Source organism: Paraburkholderia sp. RCC_158 (genome assembly GCF_041355255.1).
Lineage (GTDB): Bacteria > Pseudomonadota > Gammaproteobacteria > Burkholderiales > Burkholderiaceae > Paraburkholderia > Paraburkholderia graminis.
In genome coordinates this window covers 51,698-74,239 of record NZ_JBFUPM010000028.1, presented here as the reverse complement: position 1 = coordinate 74,239, position 22,542 = coordinate 51,698, and the positions used below count along the sequence as shown (strand labels likewise).

The following is a 22,542-nucleotide window of genomic DNA, read 5'->3' as shown; positions in this document are numbered from 1 at the left end:
CCACGCGAGTTCAGGCGCAGGACCGATTCATCAACTCAAGTGTGAGGTGGTGTCCGGAGGTACAGGGGCAAATCCAATGGATGGCCGATACAGCAAACGATCACTGCTTTATTTCCTGACATTAGCCTGCAGCAAAATCAGCTTTTCTCAATTGCTGTGGCTATCGCTGTCGGCGCTGCTTCATGGCATTTTCTCGAGAAGCCTTTCGTCAAAGTCGGGCACCGCCTTCCGGACGTTCTTCAAGCAATCCGACCGATGGTGCCGACCCGCTGGTTTTCAGGATGAAGAGTGTTACATCACCGCCGCTTTTTACCAACCGCAGGTCGGCGTCATTGATGCAATGCGCAGATCATGGCCTACGACGAGCACATCAATCCGCTGATGGCTCACATCGCCGAGATCTGCCGTGCCGACAAGATTGCATTCGGTCTCGTTCTTCGGTCTGGCGACATCTTGCAGTTGGCGTCAAACGCGAGGTTTTCCTTGGGCCCCCGTTGCCCTCGCCAATCCAATAGTTGTAGTACTCGACCAAATTAACGAGCGGCTGCACCCCTAACGTCGAAATCGTTTTATTCCCCGGTCTCTCTAGCCGGCTTATGTCGACTGCGTAAGTGCGCAGAACGAAAAAAAGCCCGCAACGGTGTGCGGGCTTAATTCCGAAACTTCCAACTGCTTGATACCGCTGAATTCTTTGGGGTGGCTGATGGGGCTCGAACCCACGACAACAGGAATCACAATCCTGGACTCTACCAACTGAGCTACAGCCACCACTGACATCTGCTTTGACTCGCCGGAAACAACTAAAAAACCCGGGTCACCAACGAAGAAACGAGATTATACGAACACAAACGGCGTTTGCCTAGCCCTTTATTCAAAAATCTCGACAGGCTCACGCAGATGCTGTCTCGCCTCGTCGAAGATCGCAAGGTCGCGTGCCGCGAGACGTTTGCTGTCCGACAGCACGCGCCGCCAGCCGCGCGCGCCGGCCTCGCCGCGATAGAGGCCGAGCGCATGACGCGTGATCGCGCCGAGATACGTGCCGCGCGCCATCTCGGCCGCGCAATACTCGATCAATTGCGCTTCCACCTGCTCGCGCGTGAGCGGCGCCTGCGTCGAACCATAGAAGCGTGCGTCGACGTCAGCCAGCAGATACGGGTTGTGATAGGCCTCGCGCCCGAGCATCACGCCATCGACGTGTTGAAGATGCGTCTCCACTTCGTCGAGCGTCCGGATTCCGCCGTTGATGATGATCTCCAGGTGCGGGAAGTCGCGCTTCAACTGATAGGCGTATTCGTACTTGAGCGGCGGAATTTCGCGATTCTCTTTCGGGCTCAGACCTTTGAGAATCGCGTTGCGCGCATGCACGATGAAAACATCGCAGCCGGCCTCTGCGATCGTGCCGACAAAGTCGCGCACGAAGCCGTATTCCTCGACGGCATCCACGCCGATCCGGTGCTTGACCGTGACCGGCACCGACACCACGTCGCGCATCGCCTTCACACAGTCCGCCACGAGTTGCGGCTCGTTCATCAGACACGCGCCGAATGCGCCGCGCTGCACGCGCTCCGACGGGCAGCCGCAATTCAGGTTGATTTCGTCGTAGCCCCAGTGCTCGCCGAGCTTCGCCGAGCGCGCGAGATCGTCCGGCTCGCTGCCGCCGAGTTGCAGCGCGACGGGCGCTTCGTCGGGCGTAAACGCCAGATGGCGCGGCACATCGCCGTGCAGCAGCGCGCCGGTCGTCACCATTTCCGTGTACAGCCACGTATGGCGCGAAATCATGCGATGAAGCGACCGGCAGTGGCGATCGGTCCAGTCCATCATGGGGGCGACGCTGACGCGGCGCGGACTGGCGGGACGAGCTGAAGACATGGGCGGTAACGACTTGAATCGAAACCGCAATTTTACCGCAACGCGGGAAGCGGCCGGCGTCGGTGCCCCTCGACTGCCCGATAAACCCTTGCAAGATCAGGTATTTGCACTCCGGCCAACGCACTGGAAAGCCGCGGAAAGCAGGGTCGAACCACTGCTAAGCCATACGCGGCGCGGCTCTGACGGATTATTTCAGCAGCGAGAATAGTAATTTCAGATTATCGGCACAAATTTTCGATAGTAGGGGTATACACTGCATTCCATCGACGTAGCAGACACAGCCCACGGCTTCCTGCCACGCCATCCTGAAAATCGAAATCCTGGAGGTACATCATGAAGACCAAATTTATCGCTGCCTTGCTCGTCGCTGTTTCCGCTTCCGTCGCTGCACCGGCTTTCGCAAGCGGCTACGGCCCGGCACCGTTCTATCGCCCGTCCGTCGGCGCACCGGCTTCGCAACAAGGCCAGAACGCGCAAACCGTCGCGGCCGAACGTGCTAACGCCGGCTCGACCGCTTACGGCGGCGTGAACAACGTGTCGTCGCAATCGGGCACCCGCGAGCCGGTTTCCGGTCCGCAATCGGTGTTCTTCGGCCACTAAGCAGTCGCCGTCGACCCTGCTGCCCCTGCTGCCCAGGTGGCAGCATGCGAACGGGCGCTGCATCGGATTGCGGTGCGGCGCCCAGTTTCGTTTACGGGAATGAATCGCCACCCACCGCGCGTTACGCCGCCCCTTCTTCCGGCGCCTCACAAAAGCGGATGCGGTTGCCAAACGGATCGGCGACTTCCAGCACTTTGCCCCACGGCAGCGCGTCGACACCCGGCTTCGCGTACTTATAGTCCTTCGCCTCGAGCTCGGAATGCAACGCGTCAATCTCCCGTACCGGCACGAAAATCGTCGAGCCGGGCGTCGCGTCGCCGTGATGTTCGCTGAGGTGCAAAACGAGATCGGAGCGCCGCACTTGGGCATACAACGGGAAGTTGTCGCCGAAACGGTGTTCCCAATCGACGCTAAAGCCCAGGAAATCCACGTAGAACTCGCGGGCTTTGTCCTCGGAGAAGATGCGGATGATCGGCACAGCAGGCGCAAGATGCATGACGAGGCTCAGCGAGTCGGAATGAGCCGCCAAGCATAGTCGAATACGTTGCCGATTTCACGCGCCGCCGCAATCAAGCCGCAATCAAGCCTCACTTAAGCCTCACTCAAGCCGCGAGCCCCGCGTCGATCACGTCGCGCGCCGCGCGAAAGCCGGCCTCGGCGGCGGCGTGCTCGGTGGGCCAAAGACTGTCGATATGCACGAGCCGCCAGTCGACCACCACCGCGCTCTCACGCAGCACGCGGAAATGCGCCTTGACGCCGGTGAGCACCTGTTCGACCGCGACTTCGATGTCGTAGTCCTGATAGCGCTCCTTGTAATCGCCCATGTCGAGGCCCGTCGGCTCCATCTTCACTTCCCCCTTCGCTGCGGTTCCAATCGCCGTTCATCGCGCGCGAACGCGCCGGCACCGGCGGCAGCGCGGTGCGCTGCAACCTGCCCCGGTGAACCCGCTGCGGCTCGTTTGAACAAGGTCGCGCAAACCTCGCCGTCGGTTCGCTCAGTCGCAATCGCCGGAAAGGTACTGCCTGCCGTTGCAGGTGATTTCGACTTCGTCGCCGCTCGATTCGGCGACGAGTCCGCACGCCAGCAACTGCGCGGTGATTGACTGCGGGAATTTCGGCGCCGGCTGGCCGACGCCCACTTCGTTCAGGCGCCGCAACGCTTCGATTGCTTCGGGACTCAATGACTTCGACATGGCGGTCTCCGTCGACGTGACTGAATTTATCGTAGCAAGTTTCGAGAGCGAATGGAGGCGCATTGGCGCATCGTCACGAGCGAATGGCTCGCGCGTGAATTTTCGCGGGCGACGCCGGTCTACCGGGAAACCCCATGCAACCCGAGCAGACGCGAGGAACGCAAAAAGGAGAAGGCGATGAAGCGAAGCACTCTGGCCGCGCTAAGCGCAGCCGCCGCGCTGCTGGCGCTGGGCGGGAGCGGAACGGCGGCATCGGCGACGCCAACGACGACCAACGCGGCAGGCTCGACCACGCCGCCCACGCAAGCAGCGCAACCGGCCGACGCCGCGTCGTCGATGGCAAAGCCGCCCGAGTCGGCATCAGGCGCGACCGGTTCGAGCAATCCGGACAACATGCCGATCAAGCGTCCGCGCAAGCCCACCAACGACAAAATGATGCACGAGCCGCCCGCGAGCGGCGCGAACGCGAAATAGCGCGGCGCTTACAGGCGCGCGATCGAGACCTCCGTCGACTTGACGAGCGCGACGACTTCCGAGCCGACCTGCAGCTCGAGTTCGTCGATGGAACGCGTCGTGATCACGGAGGTCACAATGCCGAACGGCGTGTCGACATCGACTTCGGACACGACCGGTCCGCGGATGATTTCCTTGACCTTGCCTTTGAACTGATTGCGTACGTTGATTGCGGAAATGCTCATTGCGAGTGACTCCAGGGAAAGCGATTAGACTCAGTCAGTCAAGGATGTCAGATGGCCCAACGGACATCTGTTGGCCGCGTGAAACGGCCTGCGTTGCCAGCGTTACCTGCACCACGTGCGTCGCGCGAATCGTGCGCCTCCTCGCGCAACGCGTCGTCGTTCGGCGCATTTTTCAGCACGCGCTGCAGCACATGCTCTTCGAGCGCGGCGAAACCCGCGGACGCACGCGCTCGCGGACGCTCGAGCGGCACCGGCTGATCGAGCGCGATGCGCCCTTCTTCGATCAACAGGATGCGATCGCCTAACGCGACGGCCTCGTGCACGTCGTGCGTGACGAGCAGCGCGGTGAACTTGTGCTCGCGCCATAGGCGCTCAATGAGCGTATGCATTTCGATGCGCGTCAACGCGTCGAGCGCGCCGAGCGGCTCGTCGAGCAGCAGCAATTGCGGACGATGCACGAGCGCGCGGGCCAACGCGACGCGCTGACGCTGACCGCCGGAAAGCTGCGCGGGCCAGTCGTTGGCGCGCTCGAGCAAGCCGACTTCGGCGAGCACCGCGCGTGCGTGGTCGCGCGCGCCGCGCGGCAGCCCGAGTATTACGTTCTGCAGCACGCTCTTCCACGGCAACAGACGCGCGTCCTGGAACATGATCCGCGTGTCGAGCGGCCGGCCGTCTTCAGCGCGTTTTTCGAGTACACCGGCGCTCGTCTTCTCGAGACCGGCGACGAGCCGCAGCAACGTTGATTTGCCGCAGCCGCTGCGGCCGACAATCGCGACAAAACTGCCGCGCTCGATCGACAGATCGAAGTCCGTCAGCACCTTGCGTTCGCCATACTGCTTGCCGACGCCGCGCAGCTCGACCGAGTAATCGGCGGTGCGGTTTGTGCGGGTCTTTCCGTTCGCGTCCCTTGCATCTTCGCGCGCCACGGCGCCCGCCTGCTCCGCCGCCCGTCGCTCATTGCGCACCTGACGGCGCGCACGCTCACGCTCATCGAGATCCGCGGCGACATCCGCGTTGTGATCCGCGACGCGCGCCTGCGCCAGCTCGACCTCCAGATCGCGGCCCGCGATGCCGCCGAACGACGTCGACAGTGTCGTTGCGCTCATGCCTTACCTCCACGTTGATAGGCCGGATGCCAGCGCAGCGACACGCGCTCGAGGCTCTTCGCCAGCACGTCGGCGATCTTGCCGAGCGCCGCGTACAAAAGAATGCCGACCACGACGACATCGGTTTGCAGGAATTCGCGCGCGTTCATCGTCATATAGCCGATGCCCGATTGCGCCGAAATCGTCTCGGCGACAATCAGCGTCACCCACATCAGCCCGAACGCGAAGCGCACGCCGACGAGAATCGACGGCAGCGCGCCCGGCAAAATCACATGCCGATAGAGCGCTACGCCCTTCACGCCGTAGCTGCGCGCCATCTCGATCAGATTCGAATCGACCGAACGGATACCGTGGAACGTGTTCACGTAGATCGGGAAAAAAACGCCGAGCGCGACAAGGAACACCTTGGCCTGCTCCTCGATGCCGAACCACAGGATCACGAGCGGGATCATCGCCAGCGCGGGAATATTGCGGATCATCTGCACGGTCGAATCAAGCGCGATTTCGATCGGCTTGAAGAGACCGGTCGCGAGCCCGAGCACGAGACCGATTCCACCGCCGATCGCAAAACCGGACACCGCGCGCCACGTGCTGACCTTCACGTCGGCCCACATTTCGCCCGACTGGATCAACGACCACGCCGCCTTTACGACCGCGAGCGGCTCGGGCAGAACGCGCGTGGACAGCACGCCGCTGCGCGCGGCGGCTTCCCAGGCGAGCAGAATCAGAAGCGGTGCGACCCACGGCGCAAGCGACGCGCCGACTTGCCGCAACGAGCCGAAAGCGGACCGCAGCGCGGACCGGAAAGCCGCGCCGCCCTGCGCGCCTTCATCGCGTTGCGCACTCACAGTGGATTGAGTCATGTGACTTCCTCATTGCGTGTCGAAGGTGTCGTAACCGAACGGACGCCGCTCAGCTCGCACTCGCCGCCTTCGGCAGATAGTTGTTGCCGACGATCTCGCCGAACGGCCCGGAAAGCGGCCCGTTTGAGGTCTTGCTCTGGCGGCCGGGCAGCAGCGGAAACACGAGTTCGGCAAAGCGGTACGACTCTTCGAGATGCGGATAGCCCGACAGAATGAACGTCTCGATGCCGAGCTCCGCGTATTCCTTCATGAGCGCCGCGACCTGCTGCGGATTGCCGACGAGCGCGGTGCCCGCGCCGCCGCGCACGAGGCCGACGCCGGCCCACAGGTTCGGATAAACCTCAAGCTCCGCGCGTCCGCCGCGTTTGCCGCCGTGAAGCGCGGCCATGCGGCGCTGACCTTCGGAGTCCATCTTCGAGAACGACGCCTGCGCGCGCGCAATGGTCTCGTCGTCGAGCTTGCTGATGAGTTTGTCGGCGGCGGCCCACGCTTCTTCTTCCGTCTCGCGCACGATCACATGCAGGCGAATGCCGAAGCGGATCGTGCGGCCATTCGCAGCCGCGCGTGCGCGAATGTCGGCGATCTTTTTCGCGACCGCCGCGGGCGGCTCGCCCCACGTCAGATAGGTGTCGATATGCTCGCCCGCCATGTCGTGCGCGGCCGGCGAAGAACCGCCGAACCACAGCGGCGGATGCGGCTTCTGCACGGGCGGATACAAGGCCTTGCCGCCCTTCGACTGCAAGTGCTTGCCTTCGTAGTCGATCGCATCGTTCGTATGCGCGGCCGTGAGCAGCTTGCGCCAGATGTGCAGGAACTCGTCGGTGATTTCATAGCGCGTGTCGTGATCGACGAACACGCCGTCGCCTTCGAGCTCGGCCGCATCGCCGCCCGTCACGACGTTGATCAACAGGCGCCCGTTCGACAGACGGTCGAACGTGGCGGCCATGCGCGCGGCAAGACCCGGCGACGAAATGCCCGGCCGGATCGCGACCAGAAACTTCAGGCGCTTCGTCGCGGCGATCAGGCTCGACGCGACGACCCATGCGTCCTCGCACGAGCGGCCCGTGGGCAGCAGCACGCCCTCGTAGCCGAGCGTATCGGCGGCGACGGCGATCTGCTGGAAGTAGTCGTAATCGGCCGCGCGCGCGCCTTGCGACGTGCCGAGATAACGGCTGTCACCGTGAGTCGGAATGAACCAGAACACATTCATTTGCTGCTCCCCGCGTATTCGGAAACTGGAGTGGATCGAGACAACGCCGGACGCACGCATCCAGCCGGTCATCGGACATGAACCGGACGATGCATCGCGAAGGGACGGAAAAAGGTTGCGGTATCAACGCTAAAGGCAACGGCGCGAGGCGCCGTCTGCATGGAGAAACAGTCTATGGACGGGGGCGCGCCTTTTGAACGATTTTTTTGAGCTTAGGTTTTCCACTTCCGTGATTAGCCCGACGCTACAGCATACGGGCACGACCCCGGAGGCCCGCGGAAAAGCCGCGAGCGCTGGATATAATGGCGCACGTTTCCAATAATCCGGTGCAGGCAATGCAATCACGCGCCTGTACCCTGGCGGTGCAATGCATGCAAAAACTCATCCTGCCGTTTGTCGCCGGTTTTCTGGCATCGCTGTTCTTTCATGAATCCACGCTGGCGCTGCTGCATGCCGCAGGCGTCGTCGATCAAAGCGGTTTTTCCACTGCCCCGTTCATGCCGCTCGGCCTGCCCGAGTTCATCGCCAACGCGATCTGGAGCGCGTTCTGGGCGGTGTTGATGGCGTGGCTCTTGCGCGTCGCGCCCGAGCGCCGCGCGCCGTGGCTGCCGGCGTTCGTGTTCGGCGGCATCGTATTGACGGCGGCCAGCGTGTTCGTCGTCGATCCGATTCGCGGCATCTGGCCGAGCGGCAACATGCTGCCGCGCCTCGCGATGGGCTTTGCCGCGAACGCGATGTGGGGCTGGGGCGCGCTCGTCTTCATGCGCGCGTTCATGGCGGGTGAGGATGCGGATTGAGCGCGCGCTGAGCGTTCGCTCGGATGCTCGTCCACGTGAGCGGCGAACCGCGAGCGACTAGCGGCTAGCTCCGCAGGTCGCGCAGCGGATGCTCGTTCGGCGGCCACGGGCTTTCGAACATCTTCTCGACGTCGGCGGCGCTGACGTCTTCAATGCGCGCAAAGCGCCAGCGCGGCGCATTGTCCTTGTCGATGATGCGCGCGCGCACGCCCTCCACGGCGTCGCCTTGTTCAAAGCTCGAGCGCGTGAGATCGAGATCGCTGCGCAGCACCTCGGCCATCGAGCCTTCCGCGCGCGTCACCACCTCGAGCGATACCGCCATCGAAAGCGGCGAGCGCTCACGCAACACGGCGATCACCTGCTCGGCCCACTCGGCGCTGTCGCGATCGCACTTCTGCTGCAGCGACGCCAGAATGCGCGGCACGTCCGGCAGCGCGAAATGCCGGTCGATCAGCGTTCGCGAGCGAGCGAGCGGCGACTCGTCCGGCGGCGGCGTCACCTGATCCTGATACGCGCGGCATTCGCGCTCGACGCACGCCACCACATCCGCGCCGCGCTCGAACAGTTCGCTGCGCAACGTGTCGATGAGCGCAGGCAACGCGGCGTCTTCCATATAGACATCGGCGAGACCGGCGTACAGCGCGTCGGCCGCGCCGATGGTCTCGCCCGTCACCGCGAGATAGCGGCCGATCGCGCCCGGCGTGCGCGCGAGAAACCAGCTCGCGCCAACATCGGGAAAGAGCCCGATACGCGTTTCCGGCATCGCCATCTTCGTGGACTGCGTGACGACCCGCAGCCCGCCCGTGCGATGCGCGCCCTGCGAAATGCCCATGCCGCCGCCCATCACCACGCCGTTCATCAGCGCGATATAGGGCTTCGGATATGTGAAAATCGCGTGATTGAGCCGGTATTCCTCGATAAAAAACGCGTCGCGGGCTTCGTGGTCGCCGCGCTGCACGGACTCGTACAGGAAGCGGACGTCGCCGCCCGCGCAGAACGCCCGGGGATGCTGGCTGCGCACCACGACCGCGAGCACGTTGGGGTCTTCCGACCAGGTGTCGAGCGCGGCGTGCATCGCGCGGATCATGCCGATCGACAGCGCGTTGAGCGCCTGCGGCCTTTCGAGTTCGATGAAACCAATGCGGTTGGCTACGTAAGTCGCGAGCTGGTCGCTGGCTGCGGGCGAGGCGGAAAGAGACATGGAAGACGACGCGCGACGGCGCAGAGTCACGGGAAACCCAACGTTATCACGTAGCTGCGGAGTCGGACCTGTTTGTGGTGGAAGGCGGCGCGGCGTCGGGCAGGTTGCCGGCGACTATGCGCGGGCGCGCGCTGCACGTTGTGCGTTGGCGCGGCGAGCCGCTGTGTTGCGGTGCGGCTCGCCGCATGGGGTTCGTTGAGCTTGGAGCTTTAGCGCGCGGCGTTGCCGGGCGGAAAGTGGCCGCTCTTGAGCAGCACCGGCGTACCGTTGCTGATCTGCAAGTGCTCGCGCGCAACGGCTTCGATGCGCGGACGGCCGGCGTCGAACGCGCGCATCCAGCCTTCTTCGTCCTCGGAGTGGGCGCCGAAGTGATCTTCGAGCGCCTCGACGGAGATCGCGCAGGGCACGGGCTCGCCGTCCACGAGCGCGGAAAACACAACGGTCAGATTGGAATCGCGGTAGGCTGGCGCGCCTGCGGGAAACCTGATTTCCATGGTCGCCTCATCGGAAGTATCTGGCACACAACCGGAGCCCGCAAAAACCGGCCGGCCCCGGACGACCCGAATATGGTACTCGCGGGGCCGGACCGCGGTCCAGAGCGCTGCGGCTGGCGTGTGGGCGGTTGGTTGGGGATGGGCGTCGGCGCCAGAGTGGCTTTCGGTTTGGCTCCTGGGCTGGCTTTGAGCGGGGCTTCCGGCGCGCGCTTCGGTTTGACTCTTGCCGTGACTTTGGGGGTGACTACGGGCGTGACTCCGCGCCTCGGTGCGCGCGTGCTTGCGCACTCCACGATCGCGCGCCGTCATGGCCGGCCTCCGAGCAGCCGGTCGATGTAATCGCGCGCGGCCTGTTCGACGAATGCGAGCGCCTCGTCCTCGCTGCCAAAGCGCTGCTCGCCGCCGAGATCGACCAGGGTTTCCATCCGGTGCGAATCGTCGGGGCCGAGTTCGGCGAGGCTGACCGAACCGACGTAATGGCCGCCCGCGCCTGGCGCGTCGCCTGCCGGCACGAGGCGCGCGGCGGCGCTGATGTAATAGCCGCGATAAGGGCCGCTGACCCGCTCAGCCATGTTCGTTCTCCTCGATGCAATGATTGAGGTAAGGCGCCGGGGAAGCCAATTAGTTCTGCGAGCGTGCGCTTGTTGGGCGCTTTTCCACACTTGTTCGGCCCTTGCTTCGCGCTCGCTGCGCATGTATGCCGCACCTTCGCGCTTGGCGCCGGTCGAAGAGCTTTATCGGCACATTCCATGCTCAGGCAGCCGGGCCCTTTCCAGTTCCGCGAGCGCAATATGGGAAAATATTTTCTGGACGACCACGAATTGCCCGAGCCGGATGCGGCGAACAGATGGTTTGCGTACGCCGAAAGTCACGGCATCGACATCGCGAGAGCCATCAGCATCTGGGAAGACGCGGCCACCGAAAGCGGCGCGGAAAGCCGCAAGCTGGTCGGCGCAGCGGGCATCACTATCGACGCACCCTGAGCTTGCGCGCGTCGCAAGCTCGCATGATCAAAGGAAACAATCACGATGCATTTCATGACGCAATTGCCGCGCACCCGCCATCTTCGACATGGCCTCGCGCGGGCTCTGCTGCGCCGCATTTCGCTTTTTGCCGCGTTGCCGGCCGCGCTCGCGATCGGCGTGGGCATAGCCGGCTGCGCGTCGTCGAATACGACGTCGCTGATCAATCTGCCGAACGGCCAGACCGGCTTTGCGGTGAATTGCAGCGGCGCCGGCGCCGATTCGAGCTGGGCCTCGTGCTACGTGCAGGCCGGCAAGGCGTGTGGCGCTACGGGCTATGACATCGTGTCGAAGGACAACGACGAAGGCGGCACCGCGGGCGGCAGCGTGACGAACGTCGTGTCGGCCAACGTCAAAAACCGTTCGATGATCGTGCGCTGCAAGTGAGCGTTCAGCTTCGGTCGCAGTCGCAATTGCAATTGCAGTTGCAGCGCAGTTGGCGCCCGCCGTTGCGGCAAAGGCGCCGGAGCATGCTTCAATGCGCCTGCATCTTCGAGAACATATTGAGCACGGCGACGCCCGCGATAATCAGCCCGAGACCGATGACGGCCGGCACGTCCGGCACCTGTCCATACAGCAGCAGCGCGACGAGCGTGATCAGCACGATGCCCGCGCCCGACCACACCGCGTAGACGATGCCGACCGGAATACTGCGCAGCGTCAGCGACAGGCAGTAGAACGCGACGGCGTAGCCAAGCACCACAATCGCCGACGGCACGAACCGCGAGAAGCCCTCCGACGCGCGCATCGCCGATGTCGCGATCACTTCGGCCACGATGGCGATGCCCAGCAATGCATAAGGCGGCAGCCGCATATCGGCTCAGGCCTTTGCAAGCGCGAGCTTGCTGTAGTCGTGACCGAGATGCGCGCACAGCGCTTCGACCACGAACTCATGATCGGCGCGCTGCGGCAGGCCGGACACCGTAATCGAACCGATTACGCCCGCGCCCGTGACTGTCAACGGAAACGCGCCGCCGTGGGACGCGTATTCGGTGGCGGGCAGACCGTGTTTGTCGGCGAGCGTGCTGCCGGCCTGCTGCATTTTCAGACCGATCGCGTACGAGCTGCGCCGGAAATGCGCGACCGTGTTGCCCTTTCGGCGTGCCCAATCGATGTTGTCCGGCGTCGCGCCGTCGAGCAGGCTGAAGAACAGCGGTTGACCGAACGTGCGGACGTCGATGGCGGCCGCGATGCCGCGCGCCTTCGCGACCTCGTGCAGATAGGCGCCGATTTGCCAGGCGCGGTCGGCGTCGAATTGAGGAAACACGAGCGCGTGTTCCTGAGCGGCAATGACCTGCAGATCGTGAGCGATGTCCATGAAATTCCGAGGGCGAATGGGAGTGCGGGCGCGTCGTCGTGCAGTGCTGACGGTTTGTGCGGTTGTCTGCTTTGTCGTGCGGCGAGTCGCGCGGTTCCTTGCGAATCGATCGGGATTACTTCGCGACTACCTGGCGACGGAGCGACATACGTGACGGCGCGTCGAATTGCGATTTTAGCGCAGCGTGCTGCGCGGGCCTTGCGCGATGCGACGCGGGGCACGCATCGCGCGACGTGCTGTTAGTTAGCGCCGGCGCTTCTCAGAGCGAGGAGAAAGCGTTCCGCTGAGGAAAAGGCCCGCGCCCAAAAAGCCGTTTTCTTAAACGCCTATTGCACGCGCTTCCCATCTGTTCTATAATCTTTTCTTCGACGGACGCGGGGTGGAGCAGTCTGGCAGCTCGTCGGGCTCATAACCCGAAGGTCGTAGGTTCAAATCCTACCCCCGCAACCAAGTGCTCAATGCGAGCGAACAGGTCAAAGCGTCGAAAACAACATTCAAGGCTTGCCAAATCGGCAGGCCTTTTTTGTTTTGAGCTTGCTATTCCTCTTCCAAGCTTCGACACGCGGGTCATCGGCTCCGCACACAGCGTTCCAGTTGTTCGCAAACGCTCGCGCGCGCGCGTCGCCGTCGCAACCCCCGCCAACTTCGCCTCTCCCACCGCCCTTCGCGCCCGCCACAAAACCACGCCGCCCCAGTGATAAACTCCTAGCACCCTTTCTCGTCCCCTTCCTATGAAATTCTGTTCTGTCTGCGGCCACGGCGTCAGCCTGAGCATTCCGCCGGGCGACAACCGCGAGCGCTTCGTATGCGGCAGTTGCGGCACGGTGCACTATCAGAATCCGCGCAACGTCGTGGGCACCGTTCCGGTGTGGGACGACAAGGTGCTGCTATGCCGCCGCGCGATCGAACCGCGCTACGGCTACTGGACGCTGCCTGCGGGCTTCATGGAAATGGGCGAGACTACGGCCGAGGCCGCGTCGCGCGAAACGCTCGAGGAAGCCGGCGCGCGTGTCGAAGTGCAGAGCCTGTTCTCGCTGCTGAACGTGCCGCACGTGCATCAGGTGCATCTGTTCTATATGGCGCGCCTGCTCGATCTCGACATTGCCGCGGGCGAGGAAAGTCTCGAAGTAAAGCTCTTCGAGGAAGGCGACATTCCGTGGGACGAGATCGCGTTTCCCACCGTCGGACAAACACTGCGCTTCTTTTTCGCCGACCGCGCGGCCGGCAGCTTCGGCCTGCATACCGGCGACATCTTCCGCTCGCTGCGCGAAGGCTGAGCGGCGCGCATGGTCCCCTGGCTCGGCCCCGACGATCCCTTTCCGCCCGTCGAGCGCGCGCTCGGCGCGGCCAGCGGCGCGCCCGGCCTGCTCGCCGCGAGCGGCGACCTGCTGCCGTCGCGGCTCATCGACGCTTATCGTCACGGCATTTTCCCGTGGTATTCCGACGGTCAGCCGGTGCTGTGGTGGAGCCCCGACCCGCGCATGATCTTGCGTCCCGCCGAGTTCAAGGTGTCGCCGTCGCTGCGTAAAACGCTCAAGCGCGTGCTGCGCGACGACGCATGGGAAATTCGCGTGGATCATGATTTCGCCGCGGTGATGCGCGCGTGCGCGCAGGCACCGAGGCGCGGACAGCGCGGCACCTGGATCACCGCGGACGTCGTCGACGCCTACACGTCGCTGCATCGGATGGGCGATGCGCACAGCATCGAAACATGGTTCGAAGGCGAGCGCGTGGGCGGCTTATACGGCGTCTCGTTCGGCAAGATGTTCTTCGGCGAATCGATGTTCGCGGACGTCACCGATGCCTCGAAAATGGCGCTGGCCGCGCTTGTCGGGCACTTGCGCCGTCACGAAATAGAAATGATAGACTGCCAGCAGAACACGTCGCATCTGGCGTCGCTCGGCGGTCGCGAGATAGCGCGCAAGGCGTTCATCGCGCATGTTCGCGCGTCGGTCGACGCACCGCGCATTCCGTGGCGCTTCGACAAGACCGCGTTGCTCGATGTGCTCGCGCGAGCGGCGTAGAAGGAATCAGGCCGAATCCGGGTCCGCATGATCGAACGCATGATCGAACGCACCAGCGAACGCACCAGCGAACGCGCGGATCGACAAGCTAGCCGCAACGCGCGCCGGGTTTGCATTACCAGAGACACCAGAGACGCTTCGAGAGCTGCCAACGTGACTCATCCCAACGAGCTGCCTCTTTCTCCGCTTTCGGCGCTGCAATTTTATGCAACGGCGCCTTATCCCTGTAGTTATCTCGACGGGCGCATCGCGCGCTCGCAAGTCGCCACGCCCAGTCACCTCATCAACTCCGATGTCTACACGGACCTCGTGAAGGCCGGCTTCCGGCGCTCCGGCGTGTTCACCTACCGGCCGTATTGCGACGGTTGCCGCGCGTGCGTGCCGGTGCGCGTGCCGGTCGATCGCTTCGAGCCGAACCGCACGCAGCGCCGCGTGTGGAAAAAACATGGCGAGATGATCGCCACCGTCGCGCCGCTTCACTACGACGAAGAGCACTACGCGCTCTACATGCGCTATCAGTCGGCGCGGCATGCGGGCGGCGGCATGGACCGCGACAGCCGCGATCAATACGAGCAGTTCCTGCTGCAAAGCCGGATCAATTCGCGGCTCGTCGAATTCCGCGAGCCGCTGCCGGACCGGCCCGATTCGCCGGGCCTGCTGCGCATGATCAGCATGATCGATATTCTCGGCGACGGGCTCTCGTCCGTGTACACGTTCTTCGAGCCGGGACTGCCGCATACGAGCTTCGGCACCTACAACATCTACTGGCAGATCGAGCAGGCGCGCAGTCTCAAGCTGCCGTACGTGTATCTCGGCTACTGGATCCGCGAGAGTCCGAAGATGGCGTACAAGGCCAATTTCCGGCCGCTCGAAGGATTGATCGACGGCATGTGGCGCGTGCTCGATCCCGCCGGCGTCGATCTCCAGCCGACCGGCGTGGGAATGCAAGGCAGGCGCGGGCCGCTGCGGCCTTGAGTGTGGGCTGAGGGTGGGCTGAGTGTGCGCTGACGGTGGCCCGAGCGCGGCCCGAGCGCCGGCCCGAAGAACACCACGCTCGACCCGCGCCCACGGCAACGCACCGCCCCCGCCTTCCGCCTTATCTCATTGACAGCGCAAAGCCGGTAAAATAGCGGGTTCCCATTTTCCGGCCGCCCGGCTTCGTCCTGTGTTCAGTTCCCTCTATCCGCTCGTACGCGCCCAACTCTTTCGCATGGACGCGGAAGACGCTCATCACCTGACCTTGCGCGCGCTCGGCGCCGCGGGCCGCACCGGGCTCGCCGGCGCGCTCGCCGCCCGCGTGCCCGATGCGCCGCGCACGGTGATGGGACTGACGTTCCGCAATCCGGTAGGACTCGCGGCGGGACTCGACAAGGACGGCGCCGCGATCGACGGGCTCGCCGCACTCGGCTTCGGCTTCATCGAAGTGGGCACGGTCACGCCGCGCGCGCAGCCGGGCAACCCGCGTCCGCGCATGTTCCGGCTGCCGCAGGCGCAAGCCGTGATCAACCGGATGGGCTTTAACAACGCGGGCGTCGATCAGTTCGTGAAGAACGTGCAGGCCGCGCGTTACCGCGGCATTCTCGGGCTGAATATCGGCAAGAACGCCGATACGCCGATCGACCGCGCCGCCGACGATTATCTCTATTGCCTCGAGCGCGTCTATCCGTTTGCGAGCTATGTGACGGTCAACATCTCGTCGCCGAATACGAAGAACCTGCGCCAGTTGCAAGGCGCGGACGAACTCGACGCGCTGCTCGCCGCGCTCAAGGACAAGCAGCAGCGTCTGGCCGACATGCACGGCAAGCTCGTGCCGCTCGCGTTGAAGATCGCGCCCGACCTCGACGACGAGCAGATCAAATCGATCGCCGGCACGCTGCTGCGCCATCGCTTCGAAGGCGTGATCGCGACCAACACGACGCTGGCGCGCACGGCCGTCGCGGGCATGCAGTACGGCGACGAAGCGGGCGGCCTGTCGGGCAAGCCGGTGTTCGACGCGTCCAATGAAGTGATCCGCAAGCTGCGCGCCGAAGTCGGCGAGACGGTGCCGATCATCGGCGTCGGCGGGATTTTTTCCGGCGACGACGCGCGCGCCAAACTTGCCGCGGGCGCGTCGCTCGTGCAGCTTTATACGGGTTTCATTTATCGCGGCCCCGCGCTCATCGGCGAATGCGTGCAGGCGTTGCGCTAGGTATGCGGTCAGCGTGCGCGCTCTCACGCCGCGTTCATGGTCATGCTCACGCTCATGCACACGCCCGCCTCGTAATACAGACATGAGCAATGGGTATTTAGCGCCGGGCACTCTGCTTTGTTAAGCTCTCGTCCGCTATAACGCCATACGAACAAAAAAGGACCACGATGCAACTTCGCTTGTTGAAAAAACTTTTCGTCGCCGCGATGATCGGCGCTTCGTTCACCGCGATCCCGGCCCATGCCGACGATCTGCTGGATCAGGTCAAGCAGCGCGGCACGCTGCGCGTCGGCCTCGAAGGCACCTTCCCTCCGTTCAATTCCAAAGCGCCGTCGGGCGAACTGGTCGGCTATGACGTCGACATCGCGAAGGCTGTCGCGTCGAAGCTCGGCGTGAAGCCGGAGTTCGTCACGACCGAATGGAGCGGCATCATTGCGGGCCTGCAGGCCGGCAAGTTCGACGTGATCGTCAATCAGGTTGGCATTACGGACGCACGCAAGCAGTCGCTCGACTTTTCGCCCGCGTACACGTACTCGGCCGCGCAACTGATTCAGCGTAAGGACGACACGCGCCAGTTCAAGTCGCTCGACGACCTGAAGGGCAAGAAGCTCGGCGTCGGCCTCGGCACCAACTACATGGACATGGCGAAGTCGGTGCCGGGCATCGACGTGAAGACGTATCCGGGCGCGCCCGAATATCTGCGCGATCTCGCGGCCGGCCGTCTCGACGCGGCGCTCAACGACCGCCTGATGCTCGCGTATCTGCTGAAGAACTCGCAGTTGCCGCTGCGCACCGGCGCGAACGTCGGCGCGGGCAACCCGTCGGGCATTCCGTTCAAGAAGAACAACCCGAAGTTCGCCAAGGCAATCGACGACGCGATGACGCAGCTCGAAACCGACGGCACGTTCGCGAAGATCTCCGACAAGTGGTTCGGCATCGACGTGAGCAAGCCGATCAAATAAGCGGCTGAAATAAGCGGCTCGCGATGAAACGAAGGGCGGCATGCTCGGTATGCCGCCCTTCGCACTTGTGCGGCACGCGCTCCCATTGACGATATGCGCCTTGCGCGCCAACCCGAGCACTGCTCATGTCCACCACTTCCCTGCTCGTCGAATCGCTTCCTGCGCTCGCGCAGGGCGCCGTCCTGACGGTCAAGTTCGCCGTTCTGTCGATGTTCTTCGGCCTGATCGCCGGCGCCGTGCTCGCGCTGATGGGCGTGAGCCACAGCCGCACGCTGAACCGGCTCGCGCGCGTCTATGTGAGCGTGATGCGCGGCACGCCGCTGCTCGTGCAGATCTTCGTGATTTACTACGGCTTGCCGAGCTTCAATATTTCGCTCGATCCGACGCCGGCCGGCGTGATCGCATTGTCGGCGAACGTGGCCGCGTATCTGTCGGAGAGCATGCGCGGCGCGATCCTCGGCATTCATCAGGGACAATGGCTCGCCGCGTACAGCCTCGGACTCTCGCGGCGCCAGACGCTGCGTTACGTGATCGCGCCGCAGGCGTTGCGCATCGCCGTGCCGAGCCTGTCGAACAGCCTCATCAGCCTGATCAAGGACACCTCGCTCGTGTCGGTGATCACCGTCACGGAACTGCTGCGCAGCGCGCAGGAAGTCATCGCGTCGACGTATCAGCCCTTGCCGCTTTATCTCGCCGCAGCGGCTGTTTACTGGGTGTTGTGTCAGATACTGGAACTGCTGCAGCGCTGGTATGAGCGGCGTCTTGCGTTGCCTTCGCGGCATTGAGCGCGGCACGCGATGAACGCGTGGTCGGCTACGCTTTCATTGCGAGCCGGGTGAAACGCGATGCGTGTAAGTCGTGAGTCGTGACTCGCGGCGCCCTTCACTCTCCCGCAAACTTCAGCCCTAGCGCCGCGCGCGCCGCGTCGGCCATCTCGATCATCTGCAACGATTTACTGTGCGGCATCAGCGGACTTTCAAGCTGTCCCGCGCGAATCAGGTCGCAGAAATGGGCGGTCTCGTAGTTGAGGCCCCCGCCTTCGAACGGCTCGTCGATCTCGACCACGCGACCGTCGGTGTAGCGGATCGTCGCGCGCGACGGGTTCCACCACGGCTCGTGAATCGTCACGTGCCCGCCCTTCGCCATCAGCAGCGCGTCGCCCTTGCCGTGCAGATCGAGCCCGCAAAACAGTTGCGCGATGCCGCGCTCGTGCCGGCTATTCAGGCTCGCAAACGTATCGACGCCGGTCGAGCCGAGCCGGCCCAGCGTTTGCACTTCCAGCGGCGCGCCGAGCCAGTCGACGGCAAGAAAGATTTCGTAGATGCCGATGTCGAGCAGCGCGCCGCCCGCGTGCTCGAACGACAGCGACGGATGATCGTCGGGCACGCCCGGCACCGAGCAGCCGGCCCGCACAAGTCCCATGTCGCCGATCGGATCGTCCTTTAGATGCGCGCGCAACTTTCTGTAGAGCGGATAAAACGGCGGCTTCATCGCTTCCATGAAGAGCCGTTGCGCGCCGCGCGCGGCGTCGACCACACGCTCGAGTTGCGGCCTGTTGATCGTCGCTGGCTTTTCGCACAGCACATGCACGCCCGCTTGCAGCGCGGCGACGGCGTAGTCGGCGTGGCTGTCCTGAACCGTGGCGATGTAGAGCGCGTCGATGCCGCTCGCTAGCAACGCGTCGAAGCTCGCGCAAGCCTCGCCGCCGAACTCGTCGGCGAAAGTCTGAGCGGGCTCGGGCCGCCGTGACCACAGCGCGGCGAGACGCGCGTGCGGCACATAGGCGAGGCCTTGAGCGAACCGGCGCGCGATACGGCCGGTGCCGACGATGCCCCAACGGATCTCGCGGTCCGAAGCAGTGGTTTGGGTTGCGGGTGAGTTGGCGTTCGTCACGATCGGCTGGCATCCATGCGGATAAAGAGAGCCGCTATTGTCGCGCATGCGGCCCCGCACGTGTGCCGTCGCCGGCGAACGCCCTGCCTGTTTGTCTCTATCGAAGAACTAACGGCGACCGAACCATGAGCGAACACTCGCGCGCCGCTGCGCGAACGCGCGCAGCAGCAGCGCGCAACCGATGCGCCGCCCCGTGTTGCCCTGCGTCTTGCCCTGCGTCTTGCCCAGCGTGTCAGCCGCGTGAGGGCGGCACCGGCGGCGCGCCGGCGAAGGTGCCGGCGATTTCCTCGGTCGTGTGATCGATCATCGCCATCGCAGCGAGTTCGGCCTCTTTCGGGTCGCGCCGTTCGATCGCCTCGACCACGCGCCGATGCGAGTTCACTGCCGTTTCCCACGCGCCTTCGCGAGCGGTGACGATGGGATTACCGGTCGACAGCGCGCCGCGAATAATCGCCGCCATCTGCTTGAAGAACTGATTGCCGCTCGCGACGACGATGCGCGTATGGAACAGCTCGTCGGCTTCCTGATAACCGGGTTCGCCCGGACGGATCACCTTGAACGCCTCGAACGCGTCGCGCACCCCCGCGATGTCGGCCGCGCTGCCGCGCGACGCGGCCTGCGCCGAAGCACGCGGTTCGATCAGAATACGAAACTCGATGACGTCGCGCAGGAACACCGGATCGGGCTTCGCGCGAAAACGCCAGTTCACGACGTCCTCGTCGATCATGCGCCAGTCGCTCATCGGCCGGATGCGCGTGCCGATCTTCGGGCGCACGTCGAGCATGTCACGCGCGAGCAGCATCGAGAGCGCCTCGCGCATCACCGTGCGGCTAACGTCGAACTCTTTCGACAGCACGTCCTGCGGCGGCAGTATCGCGCCGTATTTCTCCTCGACGATCCCTGTGACGAGCCCATCCATGACCTTGCTCACCAGCGATCGATCCTTGTTTGCCTGTTCCATGACCCTCTCCCCGAAGCGGTGTTCGCCCCCGCGTAGCCTGTTGATAAACCGCCCTTTTGTGTGTTTTATCGTCGCGTGGTTACTCATCCACGATACGTTGCTAGCTTCACAACGGTTACGCCAGTTGGGACACTTCCTGACAGGGTTATCCCTCTGAAGAATTGTTTCTTCTGTGTAACGCGATCGGCCCCGAAGGACCATAAGCTTGCGTCTCAAGCATGCCTTTCACGCCGACTTTGCATCGTGCGAAGACGCACGTAGGACGGCAAATTGTCTGAACGGAGGCGGCGTGCAATCGATCATGGGTTGCCGCAAGCGGCGGAGCTGGTGCCTGTGTGGTTGCTGGTGCGACTGCCGTGAGTCTTCAGTACGCTCGCCGCTCTTCAATTCGACACACGTGAGCATGCATGGCCTCGCTCGTCATCAAGGCGATGCGCCGCAAGCGGCTTGTGCGCGATGAAGTGGAACCAGCACGCGCCGCTGTTCTCGACACCGTCGGAAATACGGTTGCCCGCGCAACTATCGAACACCGCATCGCATTGCAAGCCAATCTGTGCAAGTTGCCGGCGCTGTTCGGCAAGCGTCGTGTAGACGATCACAATGCCGAAGTTGTGAGCCGCCGCTGTCTTGACCGCGTAGCCGCCATAGTCGCGATTCAGCTTGACGTTGTGTATATAGTTGAGCGTGCCGAGCTGGAAGCGGCGCATCGAGCGCAGCGTACGCCAGCCGAGCGTCAGCGGATTGAGCGTGAAACGCGGCAGCAGATGCCAGATGCCCTCGCGGTAACCGGGGCCGCCGCGATTGTGCGACGAGAACAGCACATAGCCGCCTGGCCGCACCACGCGATACATTTCCTGAAGGATCTTCACGCGATCGTTGTAGTCGACGCAGTCGATACCGTTCCAGCTAAATGCAGCGAGCCCGTAATGATCGGACGGCAGTTCGGACATATCGCGTGCATCCATATTCCGCAAATCGCAGCCGGGATAGCGCGATCGCGCTGTCTCCAGCAGGTTCGGCGCGTAGTCGACGCCGGTGTATTCGTTCGAGATACTAAGCATCAGTGCAACGGTGCGCCCGGTGCCGATGCCGATATCGAGCAACGGCGTGCCCGAACAACGCGGCGCGAGCCATCTGAAGGCGGCCTCTTCGCCCGCGTCGGAGAAGCTCTTGTCGGTCGCGAAAACGCGGGCCGCGTCGCGCGAATTCCAAGCGAGGCGATTGATGCGGTCCAGCTCCGATTGACTATTCACGACACGTCTCCAGTGCGATGCAAGAGCGCGGCGACAGCGCGATCAGCAGCGGCTTCCTCACAGCATCTCAAACGTGTTGACGAGCGCGGCACGATCGCGCTCGCGGCGCCGCAATGCGGTGAGCGGTTGCGAGGCGCGCACCTGCCGCGTGAGACCGATGAACGGCACGCCATGCTCGAGATACGGACCTTCCGTCTTGCGAAAGCCGAACTGCTCGTAGAACTCGCGCAAACTGAGCGGCGCGCTCACGCGTGCGGCGTGTCCCGGCCAACGCTCGGCAATGGCCTGCAATACGCGCTCCATTAGCATTTCCGCGGTGCCGTCGCCGCGCCGCAGCGGACTCGTCAGCACCTTGTCGATCATGATGTCGGGATCTTCCGCATCGCCGGGCTGCACACGGGCGTACGCAAGAATCGGCATCGGCCGCGCCATGTCTTCGACGGCGAACACATGCAGCGAAGTTTGGTCGCGTCCATCGGCATCGAGGCACACATGCGATTGCTCGACGACGAACACTGCGCTGCGCGCCCGCAAGATCAGGTACAGCTCGCGTGCAGAAAGCTGCTCGAATTCCAGCGTTTTCCAGTTCATCACGTTCCCCAGCTGATTCTTTAATGTTCGGTGCGGCGAGCGCACCGGTTGCCCTCGCGGGCCTCGCACGGTCGGCGGGCCGGTTTTGACGCCTACACGGTACGGCCGCCATACGGCTGTTTCCGTTCGCCATCGCACTCACGCTGGAGGTTGCCGAATCTTCATACGAGGCACCGATAACGCGGCGCGAACGGAGACGCTGCACGTCGGATAGTGACGGCCTTAAAGTTGCTGAGTGATGCGCGCCACGCGATCAAGAACGTGGACATCGCAAGCAAAATAGACGGCGACAACGGCGT

29 protein-coding genes and 2 tRNA genes are annotated in these 22,542 nt (G+C 63.7%); 13 read left to right on the top strand and 18 right to left on the bottom strand.

The features are described from left to right. Positions 1 to 382 (top strand): hypothetical protein (locus AB6809_RS32480; RefSeq protein WP_371028064.1); only part of this gene is annotated, 382 nt, incomplete at its 5' end. Between the two features lie 310 nt (positions 383 to 692). Here AB6809_RS32480 and AB6809_RS32475 read toward each other — a convergent pair. Together AB6809_RS32475 and dusA are read right to left on the bottom strand one after the other, a co-directional pair. Beyond that, positions 693 to 768, bottom strand: a tRNA-His gene (locus tag AB6809_RS32475). 99 nt (positions 769 to 867) lie between these two features. Continuing rightward, positions 868 to 1,869: a tRNA dihydrouridine(20/20a) synthase DusA gene (gene dusA, locus AB6809_RS32470; protein ID WP_107707668.1), complete on the bottom strand. Its 1,002-nt coding sequence runs from the start codon at positions 1,867 to 1,869 to the stop codon at positions 868 to 870. A 333-nt stretch (positions 1,870 to 2,202) separates the two neighbouring features. Between dusA and AB6809_RS32465 the strand changes: the two genes are divergently transcribed. After that, on the top strand, positions 2,203 to 2,469 hold the full coding sequence (locus AB6809_RS32465) for a hypothetical protein (protein WP_029971350.1): 267 nt from the start codon (positions 2,203 to 2,205) through the stop codon (positions 2,467 to 2,469). A gap of 121 nt (positions 2,470 to 2,590) precedes the next feature. Here AB6809_RS32465 and AB6809_RS32460 read toward each other — a convergent pair whose 3' ends face one another. The 3 genes from AB6809_RS32460 to AB6809_RS32450 all read right to left on the bottom strand — a co-directional run bounded on the left by AB6809_RS32460 (position 2,591) and on the right by AB6809_RS32450 (position 3,662). Then, entirely contained in the window at positions 2,591 to 2,965 is a 375-nt protein-coding gene (locus tag AB6809_RS32460) for a glyoxalase superfamily protein (RefSeq protein WP_006048793.1), read from the bottom strand. Between the two features lie 106 nt (positions 2,966 to 3,071). Further along, positions 3,072 to 3,314, bottom strand: coding sequence for a DUF6566 family protein (locus AB6809_RS32455; protein ID WP_006048792.1), 243 nt, complete (start codon positions 3,312 to 3,314; stop codon positions 3,072 to 3,074). Between the two features lie 150 nt (positions 3,315 to 3,464). Further along, positions 3,465 to 3,662, bottom strand: a complete 198-nt coding sequence (locus tag AB6809_RS32450; RefSeq protein ID WP_371028063.1) for a hypothetical protein — start codon at positions 3,660 to 3,662, stop codon at positions 3,465 to 3,467. A gap of 177 nt (positions 3,663 to 3,839) precedes the next feature. On the opposite strand from AB6809_RS32450, the gene AB6809_RS32445 reads away from it, so the two are divergent. Next, a complete protein-coding gene (locus AB6809_RS32445; RefSeq protein ID WP_371028062.1) occupies positions 3,840 to 4,136 on the top strand; it encodes a hypothetical protein in 297 nt (98 codons plus the stop codon). Between the two features lie 8 nt (positions 4,137 to 4,144). Here the strand turns inward: AB6809_RS32445 and AB6809_RS32440 are convergent, their stop codons facing one another. Genes AB6809_RS32440 through ssuD form a run of 4 tightly spaced genes read right to left on the bottom strand, consistent with a single transcriptional unit; the run spans position 4,145 to position 7,539 of the window. Further along, positions 4,145 to 4,360, bottom strand: coding sequence for a molybdopterin-binding protein (locus AB6809_RS32440; RefSeq protein ID WP_006048789.1), 216 nt, complete (start codon positions 4,358 to 4,360; stop codon positions 4,145 to 4,147). A 47-nt stretch (positions 4,361 to 4,407) separates the two neighbouring features. Further along, the gene (locus AB6809_RS32435; protein WP_371028061.1) at positions 4,408 to 5,466 is read right to left on the bottom strand and encodes an ATP-binding cassette domain-containing protein; all 1,059 of its coding nucleotides are present in this window, start codon (positions 5,464 to 5,466) and stop codon (positions 4,408 to 4,410) included. Then, positions 5,463 to 6,329, bottom strand: coding sequence for an aliphatic sulfonate ABC transporter permease SsuC (gene ssuC / locus AB6809_RS32430; protein ID WP_371028060.1), 867 nt, complete (start codon positions 6,327 to 6,329; stop codon positions 5,463 to 5,465). Before ssuC ends, AB6809_RS32435 begins: the two co-directional genes overlap by 4 nt. Positions 6,330 to 6,378: 49 nt before the next feature. Further along, the gene (ssuD, locus tag AB6809_RS32425) at positions 6,379 to 7,539 is read right to left on the bottom strand and encodes an FMNH2-dependent alkanesulfonate monooxygenase (RefSeq protein ID WP_006048786.1); all 1,161 of its coding nucleotides are present in this window, start codon (positions 7,537 to 7,539) and stop codon (positions 6,379 to 6,381) included. Positions 7,540 to 7,910: 371 nt separating this feature from the next. Here ssuD and AB6809_RS32420 point away from each other — a divergent pair, with 371 nt between their 5' ends. Next, the gene (locus AB6809_RS32420) at positions 7,911 to 8,336 is read left to right on the top strand and encodes a hypothetical protein (protein ID WP_006048785.1); all 426 of its coding nucleotides are present in this window, start codon (positions 7,911 to 7,913) and stop codon (positions 8,334 to 8,336) included. A 64-nt stretch (positions 8,337 to 8,400) separates the two neighbouring features. Here the strand turns inward: AB6809_RS32420 and AB6809_RS32415 are convergent, their stop codons facing one another. The 3 genes from AB6809_RS32415 to AB6809_RS32405 form a co-directional block, all read right to left on the bottom strand. Next, complete coding sequence (locus tag AB6809_RS32415; protein WP_371028059.1) at positions 8,401 to 9,537, bottom strand: enoyl-CoA hydratase/isomerase family protein; 1,137 nt, start codon at positions 9,535 to 9,537, stop codon at positions 8,401 to 8,403. 209 nt (positions 9,538 to 9,746) lie between these two features. After that, on the bottom strand, positions 9,747 to 10,031 hold the full coding sequence (locus AB6809_RS32410) for a DUF1488 domain-containing protein (RefSeq protein ID WP_371028058.1): 285 nt from the start codon (positions 10,029 to 10,031) through the stop codon (positions 9,747 to 9,749). Positions 10,032 to 10,336: 305 nt separating this feature from the next. After that, positions 10,337 to 10,603: a hypothetical protein gene (locus tag AB6809_RS32405; RefSeq protein ID WP_006048782.1), complete on the bottom strand. Its 267-nt coding sequence runs from the start codon at positions 10,601 to 10,603 to the stop codon at positions 10,337 to 10,339. Between the two features lie 219 nt (positions 10,604 to 10,822). On the opposite strand from AB6809_RS32405, the gene AB6809_RS32400 reads away from it, so the two are divergent. Both AB6809_RS32400 and AB6809_RS32395 read left to right on the top strand, forming a co-directional pair. Beyond that, on the top strand, positions 10,823 to 11,014 hold the full coding sequence (locus AB6809_RS32400; protein WP_029971340.1) for a hypothetical protein: 192 nt from the start codon (positions 10,823 to 10,825) through the stop codon (positions 11,012 to 11,014). 45 nt (positions 11,015 to 11,059) lie between these two features. Then, positions 11,060 to 11,440 (top strand): hypothetical protein, encoded by a 381-nt coding sequence (locus tag AB6809_RS32395; RefSeq protein ID WP_053857986.1) that lies wholly within the window; start codon positions 11,060 to 11,062, stop codon positions 11,438 to 11,440. Positions 11,441 to 11,528: 88 nt separating this feature from the next. Here the strand turns inward: AB6809_RS32395 and AB6809_RS32390 are convergent, their stop codons facing one another. Both AB6809_RS32390 and AB6809_RS32385 read right to left on the bottom strand, forming a co-directional pair. Further along, positions 11,529 to 11,861, bottom strand: a complete 333-nt coding sequence (locus AB6809_RS32390; RefSeq protein WP_370882129.1) for an SMR family transporter — start codon at positions 11,859 to 11,861, stop codon at positions 11,529 to 11,531. Between the two features lie 12 nt (positions 11,862 to 11,873). After that, complete coding sequence (locus tag AB6809_RS32385; RefSeq protein ID WP_006048778.1) at positions 11,874 to 12,371, bottom strand: heme-degrading domain-containing protein; 498 nt, start codon at positions 12,369 to 12,371, stop codon at positions 11,874 to 11,876. A 373-nt stretch (positions 12,372 to 12,744) separates the two neighbouring features. On the opposite strand from AB6809_RS32385, the gene AB6809_RS32380 reads away from it, so the two are divergent. From AB6809_RS32380 to AB6809_RS32350, 7 genes are all read left to right on the top strand, one after another. Next, positions 12,745 to 12,821 (top strand) — tRNA-Met (locus tag AB6809_RS32380). Between the two features lie 281 nt (positions 12,822 to 13,102). Then, entirely contained in the window at positions 13,103 to 13,648 is a 546-nt protein-coding gene (locus tag AB6809_RS32375; protein ID WP_006048777.1) for an NUDIX hydrolase, read from the top strand. Between the two features lie 9 nt (positions 13,649 to 13,657). Next, the gene (gene aat / locus AB6809_RS32370) at positions 13,658 to 14,395 is read left to right on the top strand and encodes a leucyl/phenylalanyl-tRNA--protein transferase (RefSeq protein WP_006048776.1); all 738 of its coding nucleotides are present in this window, start codon (positions 13,658 to 13,660) and stop codon (positions 14,393 to 14,395) included. 153 nt (positions 14,396 to 14,548) lie between these two features. Then, positions 14,549 to 15,370: an arginyltransferase gene (locus AB6809_RS32365; RefSeq protein ID WP_371028057.1), complete on the top strand. Its 822-nt coding sequence runs from the start codon at positions 14,549 to 14,551 to the stop codon at positions 15,368 to 15,370. A 190-nt stretch (positions 15,371 to 15,560) separates the two neighbouring features. Next, a complete protein-coding gene (locus AB6809_RS32360) occupies positions 15,561 to 16,583 on the top strand; it encodes a quinone-dependent dihydroorotate dehydrogenase (RefSeq protein WP_371028056.1) in 1,023 nt (340 codons plus the stop codon). Between the two features lie 167 nt (positions 16,584 to 16,750). After that, a complete protein-coding gene (locus AB6809_RS32355; RefSeq protein WP_107707662.1) occupies positions 16,751 to 17,545 on the top strand; it encodes a cystine ABC transporter substrate-binding protein in 795 nt (264 codons plus the stop codon). A gap of 125 nt (positions 17,546 to 17,670) precedes the next feature. Further along, the gene (locus tag AB6809_RS32350) at positions 17,671 to 18,330 is read left to right on the top strand and encodes an amino acid ABC transporter permease (RefSeq protein WP_006048772.1); all 660 of its coding nucleotides are present in this window, start codon (positions 17,671 to 17,673) and stop codon (positions 18,328 to 18,330) included. Between the two features lie 97 nt (positions 18,331 to 18,427). Here AB6809_RS32350 and AB6809_RS32345 read toward each other — a convergent pair whose 3' ends face one another. The 4 genes from AB6809_RS32345 to AB6809_RS32330 form a co-directional block, all read right to left on the bottom strand. Further along, positions 18,428 to 19,486 carry a Gfo/Idh/MocA family protein gene (locus AB6809_RS32345; protein WP_371028055.1) on the bottom strand — a complete coding sequence of 353 codons (1,059 nt, stop codon included), beginning with the start codon at positions 19,484 to 19,486 and terminating at the stop codon, positions 18,428 to 18,430. Positions 19,487 to 19,670: 184 nt separating this feature from the next. Beyond that, positions 19,671 to 20,399: a FadR/GntR family transcriptional regulator gene (locus AB6809_RS32340; RefSeq protein WP_006048770.1), complete on the bottom strand. Its 729-nt coding sequence runs from the start codon at positions 20,397 to 20,399 to the stop codon at positions 19,671 to 19,673. Between the two features lie 383 nt (positions 20,400 to 20,782). Further along, complete coding sequence (locus AB6809_RS32335) at positions 20,783 to 21,652, bottom strand: class I SAM-dependent methyltransferase (protein ID WP_371028054.1); 870 nt, start codon at positions 21,650 to 21,652, stop codon at positions 20,783 to 20,785. 57 nt (positions 21,653 to 21,709) lie between these two features. Then, positions 21,710 to 22,243, bottom strand: coding sequence for a GNAT family N-acetyltransferase (locus tag AB6809_RS32330; protein WP_371028053.1), 534 nt, complete (start codon positions 22,241 to 22,243; stop codon positions 21,710 to 21,712). Between the last annotated feature and the right edge of the window lie 299 nt (positions 22,244 to 22,542).